This window comes from Pseudonocardia sp. NPDC049154 (assembly GCF_040648315.1).
GTDB lineage: Bacteria > Actinomycetota > Actinomycetes > Mycobacteriales > Pseudonocardiaceae > Pseudonocardia.
In genome coordinates, this window is sequence record NZ_JBEZDN010000212.1 from 1 (window position 1) to 7,033 (window position 7,033).

Annotated in this window: 6 protein-coding genes; 1 reads left to right on the forward strand and 5 read right to left on the reverse strand. The window is 76.9% G+C overall.

The features are described 5' to 3' along the window. The 5 genes from AB0B41_RS42115 to AB0B41_RS42135 form a co-directional block, all read right to left on the reverse strand. A partial coding sequence (locus AB0B41_RS42115; RefSeq protein ID WP_358212712.1) for an Ldh family oxidoreductase occupies positions 1-321 on the reverse strand: 321 nt, incomplete at its 3' end. A 9-nt stretch (positions 322-330) separates the two neighbouring features. Further along, positions 331-3,714, reverse strand: coding sequence for an ATP-binding protein (locus AB0B41_RS42120; protein ID WP_358212714.1), 3,384 nt, complete (start codon positions 3,712-3,714; stop codon positions 331-333). Continuing rightward, on the reverse strand, positions 3,711-5,033 hold the full coding sequence (locus AB0B41_RS42125; protein ID WP_358212716.1) for a hypothetical protein: 1,323 nt from the start codon (positions 5,031-5,033) through the stop codon (positions 3,711-3,713). Before AB0B41_RS42125 ends, AB0B41_RS42120 begins: the two co-directional genes overlap by 4 nt. 9 nt (positions 5,034-5,042) lie before the next feature. After that, positions 5,043-5,708: a response regulator transcription factor gene (locus tag AB0B41_RS42130; protein WP_358212718.1), complete on the reverse strand. Its 666-nt coding sequence runs from the start codon at positions 5,706-5,708 to the stop codon at positions 5,043-5,045. Next, positions 5,699-6,355 carry a histidine kinase gene (locus AB0B41_RS42135; protein WP_358212720.1) on the reverse strand — a complete coding sequence of 219 codons (657 nt, stop codon included), beginning with the start codon at positions 6,353-6,355 and terminating at the stop codon, positions 5,699-5,701. The genes AB0B41_RS42130 and AB0B41_RS42135 overlap by 10 nt, the downstream gene beginning before the upstream one ends. Positions 6,356-6,560: 205 nt before the next feature. On the opposite strand from AB0B41_RS42135, the gene AB0B41_RS42140 reads away from it, so the two are divergent. Continuing rightward, positions 6,561-7,033 (forward strand): Hsp70 family protein (locus AB0B41_RS42140; protein WP_358212722.1); only part of this gene is annotated, 473 nt, incomplete at its 3' end.

Genomic DNA, 7,033 nt, shown 5'->3' on the forward strand with positions numbered 1-7,033 from the left:
CAGCGCCACCGGGGCAGGGAGGGGGGGGGGGGCGTGGGGGGGACGGGCCCGGGGCCCCCCGTCGACGGTGAGCACCGAGTCGGTGGTCCAGCGCAGCTCGGGCTCCGCGGCCGGGTCGAGCACGCCGTTGCCGATCCGGCCGGCCAGCACCGGCAGCCGCCGGATGCCGTGCGACGCATGCCCGCGCAGATCGCCCTCGAGCAGCATCCCGGCCTGCTCGCGGGCCGCGCGCTCCGGAGCGCCGAGGCCGCTGAGGACCTCGGTGCTGAGCCCCAGGTGCTCGTCGACGGAGACGCGGTGCACACCGTCGGCGTCGATCATGCCGCGACCCTACCGGCCGGCGCCGACCCCGGCGGGCGGCGGCGGGATCGGTTCGGCCCCGACCGGGGTGACGGCGACGTGCCCGGCGGGCGTCTCGGCCAGCAGCCGCTCGCAGGTCAGGGCCAGCACCGCGGCCGCGGTGCGCTGGTCCCGCGTCGACACCGGGTGCTCGGCCCGCCGCTGCCACCGGCTGAGCTGCGCCGCCGCGGCGAGCCGGATCTCGTCGGGTCCGGCGTCGGGCGTGAGGCCGAGCCGGCGGTGGGCGGCGGTGCCCTCCGCGCCCAGCAGCAGCTCGGCGGCGGTGCGCTCGTCGGTGGGAAGGGCGGGGGTGCCGGCGCGCAGCGCGTCGACGAGGTCGAGCTCGGCGAGCTCGTGCGCGGTCGTGCGGAGGCGTTCGAGCAGGTAGCGGAGGTCGCCGTCGTCGTCCCGCGCCGGTCGGGCGGCGACGATCTCGTCCAGCTCGCGGAGCACGGCGCGGGCGCGCAGCGGGTCCGCCCGGTCGGCGAGCCCGCGTTCCAGCAGCTCGCGCAGCCGGGGCACGCCGCTGCGCCGGGTCAGCTCGGAGGCCACCTCGTCCGGCCGGGCGCCGTTGGCGGCGAGCTCGGAGACGAGCGCCGAGCCGGTCCTCCCGCAGGTCAGCCCGGCCGCCACGGGAATCACGGTCCAGCAGCGCCGCCGCACCTCCGGCTCGGCGGCGCGCCGGCGGGCCTCGGCCCACGGGTCGCCCGCGAGCTCGTCCGCCCGGGCGAGGACGCCGATCGCGGGCGGGCCGTCGGGCAGCGGCACCCCGTCGTCGGCGGGCAGCACGACCAGCGGGACGTCCCCCGCCGTACCCTCGACGATCTCCAGGTCGACCTCGCCCGGGGTCGCCGCCAGGGCCGCGACCAGCGTGGACACCCCCGATCCCGGCGGTCCCGAGACCGCGACCCGCAGCGGCCGGTCGAGGGCGGCCTCCAGGGCGTGCAACCGCTCGCGCAGGCCGGCGTCGTCCGGCGTGGCGGCCGCGGCGAGCACGCGCCGGACCTGGCCGGGCAGGGACGTGTCCGCACCGCGGTCGTGGTGCTCCGGCGGGAGCGTCGGCACGGGCCGGGTCTCGACCACCAGCCCGGCGACGTCGAGCGCGGTGGTGTCCGCCTCGATGTCGACCGTCGGCGCCGGGCCGGCGTCCTGCACCTCCGCCTCGGGCACCGGGACCGAGCCCTCGACGGTCGTGCCCTCCCCCGGCGCCGACCTCAGGTCCACGCGCCCGCCGGCCGCGACGATCCGCGCCGCGACGTTGCGCAGCCCGCGCCCGGCCGTCGCCGCCGCCGGCCCGACCACCGCCGGTTCCGGCACCACGAACCCGGGCCCGCTGTCGCGTACGGTGAAGTGCAGCCGCCCGTCCTCCTCGGCGAACCGGATGACGACGTCCGCGCCCGGGGCGTGCTTGTGCGCGTTGTTCACCGACTCCAGACAGCAGAAGTACACGGCGGCCTCGAGCTCCGGCGGGTAGCGCCGGCCGGCCGGGAGCGCCGACTCCACCCGCACGGGCGGCGGACCGGCCAGCTCGGCCTCGAGCGCCGCGACCAGGCCCCGCTCGGCGAGCGCGATGGACCGGACCCCGCTGGCGGTCTCGGCGAGCACGGATTCCGCCGTGTCGAGCTGTCCGGCGAGCACCCCGAGCCGCTCCCGGGCCTGCTCGATCCGCCCGTTCTCGACCTCGTGCTGGACCAGCCCGAGCACCAGGCGCAGCGAGACGAGCTGGTGCTGCGCGCCGTCGTGCAGGTCCCGCTCGATCCGCCGGCGCTCGGCGTCCATCTCCGACACCGCCTCGCGCCGGGACACCGCGATCTCGGCCGCGTGCGCGAGCGCCGCCCGCAGCTGCCGCTCCAGCTCCACGCCCAGCCGGCTGGCCGTGACGACCACGCCCAAACTGTCCGCGATGTCCTCCAGCAGGTGCCGGCGGTCGGCGTGCAGTCCGGCGACGGCGGCCCGGTCCACCTCCAGGGTGCCGAGGTGCTGCGCGCCGCCGCGGACCGGCACCCCGACCAGCCCGGTGCCGTCGTCCCGCCGGGTCGCCCGCCGCGACGCCCACTCGTAGGTGCGGTCCCGGAGCCCGGGCCGCACCACGGTGAGCCGGCAGCGCGACGAGCCGAGGGCCCGCCCGACCGCCTCGGCGACGCGGGCGAGGTCCGGCGCGTCGGACGCCGCGGTCCGGGACAGCGCCGCGACCTCGGCGAGCGCGCTGTACGGGGTGGGCCTGCGGCCGTAGAGCAGCCGGTCGGTGAGCTGCTCCACCGACCGGTACACGGGCAGGAAGGCGACGGCGGCCAACAGCGACGCGCCGAGCGAGGACCACAGCGGCCCGAACCCGATCAGCCAGCCGGCCGCCTCGAACACGACGACCCCGCCGCCGACGACGGCCACGGCCAGCACCGCGGCCAGCACCCGGCTGAACCGCGCCTCCGCCGACCACAGCCGCTCGGCGCGCACCGCGACCAGCACCGCGACCGCGATCGCCGCCGACCCCACCCGCGACGCCCAGAACAGCAGCGCCACCGGTTGGGCGGCGCCGCCGTGCGACGTCGGGTCGTAGAGCTCCAGGCCGGGCACGCCCAGCAGCCAGAGCACGACCGTGCTGATCCCCAGCACGACGATCGCCGCGAACGACGCCACGAGCAGGCTGAACACCAGCCGGGCCTGGGTCCGCAGGGCCGCGGTCTCGCCGCGGCGGATGCGCCCGGGCAGCACCGCCACCCCGACCAGCGGCACCAGGAAGCCGAAGAACAGCACGCAGCTGGTGGTGTGCCGCAGCAGCGCCGTCCCGAACCCGACGATGCCGAGCACGAGCACGCCCAGCACCGCCAGCGACACCCGGCCCGAGCGGCCCCAGCGCGACGGCCACGCGCCCTGGGCCGTCGGGAACACCAGCAGCGCGAGCACGTAGGCCGCGCAGGCCACGCCGTGCAGCACGATCTGGTGGATCGGCCCGGCCGCGAGCCCGGTCGCGGTGTCGACGGCCGTCGCGGCCGCGTGCGCCTGCAGGTTGAAGGCGCCGCCGGAGCCGACCATGGCCAGTGCGAGCAGCCGGGTCGGCCAGCCCGACCCGCCGCGGACCAGCAGCACCACCGCGATCGCGACCGCGCCCAGGCTCAGCGCGTAGTCGACGACGAGCTGGTCCAGCGGCTCGGTCGCGGGCGCCGCGGCGGCCACCGCCCGGGCCCACACCGAGTCGCCGGCCCCGAAACCGGGCACGTACCAGGCCACGGCGACGTACGCGCCGACGGCCAGCCAGCCGATCGCCACCACCGAGCAGGCGACCAGGACCACGACGTACACCGCGACGGCGAGCCGGTGCAGCCCGCTCGTGGCCGCGGGTGCCCGGCCCGGCCGGATCGCGGTCGCCGCGCTCACACCCGCACCTCCCGGGCGACCTCGACGGCGGGCTCCAGCCGCTCCGGCAGGCTCGCGGTGAGCACCAGCCGGCCGTCCTCGTCCGTGGCCATGCCGGCTTCGCCGCCGAGCGCCGCCAGCCGCTCCAGGTCGCCGGCCAGCGCGGCGCGCAGCTCCCCGGGGGCGAACCCGGGCCGCGGGTCGACGACGCGGACGGCCAGCCGCCCGTCGGCGTGGGTCAGCTCGACCTCGAGCTCGGGGCCCTGCGAGGCGGCCAGCCACTGCAGCGCCGAGGCGGCGACGTAGTAGACGCCGGACTCGACCTCCCACGGCAGCCGGTCCTCGGGCGAGCCGGCGAGCCGGACCGGCCGGTCCAGGTCCGCGGCCACCTCCTCGAGCGCGCCGACCGGGCCCTGGTCGCGCAGGACCTGCGGATAGACCCCGCGGGCGATGAGCCGGAAGCGTTCGAGCAGCTCGTCGAGCTGGGTACCGGCGCGGCGGATCGCGGACCCGGCGCGGGCCGGGTCCGGCGTGCTCCCGCCCAGGTCCTGACGGGCCCCGTCGAGCACGATCCGCAGGGTGGCCAGCCGGTCGGTGGTGGCCTGCGAGAGCTCGCCGACGAGCCGGCGCCGCTCGACGTCCCGGGCCGTCGCGAGCCGCTCCCGGGACCGCTCGAGCTCGGCGGCCAGCTCCGCGGCCCGCCGGACGCGGTCGCGCAGCTCGGTGTTCATCGCGACGCCACGGAGCAGCAGCCCCGCCCCGCCGGCGAGGTCCCGCATCAGCTGCTGGTCGGCGGGGGTGATCGCCGTCGGTTTGCGGATGGCGAGCACGGCCCGCAGCGTCTGCCCCTCGACGATCGGGACCACGTGGTCGGCCCGCCGCTCCGGGTCCTCCCCGCCGAGCAGCACGGCGAGGTTCGGCACGGTCTCCCCGGTGACTGCACGCGGCGGGTGGACGGCGGCCGTCACCAGCCGGTCGGAGACCGCGAGCCAGACCCGCGCCTCCCGTGCCGCGGTGCCCTCCGCCAGCACCTCCGCGAGCCCGGGCAGGGCCGAGTCCGGGGAGCCGCTACGGATCCGGGCAGCCGCCTCGGCCAGCGCGGAGTACGGGGTGGTGCCCCGGGTGTGGGTCACGCGCTCGACGATCCGGTCCACCACCGGGCGCAGCCGCGCCGCGCCGATCGCGCAGACGAGTGCCGCGACGAAGGGCAGCAGCACGCCGATCTGGCCGAGGCCGGTGCCGAGCAGCACGGGCGGGACCACGACGAGGACCGCGAACACGACGAGGACCGCGCCGCCGACCACCGCGGCGCGGAGCCCGAGCGCGGCCCACCTCTCCATGCCGGGCCGTCAGTCGCCGTCCCGCTGCGAGCGGAGGTAGGTGAGCACGGCGAGGACCCGGCGGTGGCTCTCGGTCTCGTCCGTGTGCAGGCCTAGCTTGGCGAAGATGCTCGCGATGTGCTTCTCCACGGCCTTCGGCGTGACGTACAGCTGGCCCGCGATGCCCCCGTTCGACCGCCCCTCGGCCATCAGCTTCAGCACGTCGAGCTCGCGCTCGGAGAGCGACGCGACCTCGTCCTTCTTCTCCCCGCGCGGCCGCTCGACCAGGCGCTTCGCCAGCACCGGCTCGATCACGATCTCGCCGTCGGCGATCCGGGTCAGGGTGTCGGTGAGCACCTCGACGCTGCCGACCTTCTCCTTGAGCCGGTAGCCGATCGCGTCGGTGCCGATGTCGAGGATCTTCATCAGGTAGTGCGACTCGGCGTAGTGCGACAGGAACAGCAGCCCCATCGTCGGCCACTTCTCGCGGATCCGCTCCGCCGTGACCAGCCCGCCGTCGGGCTCGGGGGGCATCCGGATGTCGAGGACGGCCACGTCGCACGGCGTGCCGGCGAGGTGCGCCAGCAGCTCGTCGCCGCCCGCGGCGACCGCCACGACCTCGTGGCCCGCGGCCTGCAGGAGCATCAGCAGCCCCTCGCGGAACAGGGCGCCGTCCTCGGCCAGTGCTACTCGCATGGGATCCTCGCTACGATCGTGCCGGTACCGACGGTCTCGTCCGGCGGGGCGGAAACGTCACACACCGCACCCCCGAGCGGGCGGGCGCGGTCCAGTAGCAGCTCCCCCAGTCCCGGCCCCGCGCCCGTCACCGTGACGACGAGCTCCGCGGCGGAGCCGCCGAGCGTCACCTCGCAGGGCGACACAACGTCCCCGGCCAGCGCGTCGGCCAGGGCGAAGTACACGGCGCCCTCGGCGGCCGGGCCGAACCGCCTGCCGTCGTCGCGGACCCGCATCGGGGCGTCGAGCCGCTCGGCGAGCTCGCGCAACGCCGGGCCGAGGCCCGCCTCGTCGAGCAGCGGCGGGTAGATCTGGCCGGCGACGTCGCGCAGCTCCTGCAGCACCGCGTGCAGCTCGTCCTGCAGGATGCCGATCGCGGCCCGCAGCTCGTGCTCGGCCTCGGGGACGCGGTGGCGGAACAGGCCCAGCTGCAGGACCAGCGCGGAGGCGCGGAGGGCGGCACCGTCGTGCAGCTGGCGTTCGAGCCGGCGCCGGCCCTGCCACTGCTCGCGTTCGCGCTTGCGGCGGGCCTCCGCAAGGGCGGACGCGCCCGGGACGGCCGTGGGGGCGGCCGGCAGGTCTCCCGGTAGCGCAGGGTCCAGCCTCATCGGGCAATCGTCCCGCCGCCGGACCGGGACCGGAAGGGGGTCGGCCCCCTCGCGGGGTAGGGACAGCACCCGCTCACGGAGATTCCGTGTGACGGTAATGACAGCGTGACCTGGGACGAGTATCACTCAACAGCATCATGCGCTCGTACGGTCGGCAATGCTAGCGCGCGGGGCCGCCGGTCCCGCGCCTCCGAGAGGTGGCGGAGTGTCCTACAGCCTGGGCGTGGACCTGGGAACGACGTTCGTGGCCGCGGCGGTGGCGAACGCCTCCCGGGTCGAGATGTTCACCCTCGGCGACCGCAGTGTGGTGACTCCGGCCGTCGTGTACCTGCGCGAGGACGGGACCGTCGTCACCGGCGACGCGGCCGGCCGACGGGCGGTGAGCAACCCCGACCGGGTCGGTCGGGAGTTCAAACGCCGCCTCGGCGACCCGACGCCGGTGATGCTCGGCGGGGCCCCGCACGCGGTCACCGCGCTGCTCGCGAACCTGTTGTCCGACGTCGTGGCCCGCGTCTCGGCGACCCAGGGCGCCGCCCCGGACTCGATGGTGCTGACCCACCCGGCCAACTGGGGCCCCTTCCGCCGCGAGCTGTTCGACGAGGTCCCGCAGCTGGCCGGGGTGGCCATGCCGAAGATGGTGACCGAGCCCGAGGCGGCCGCCGCGCACTACGCGGCGTC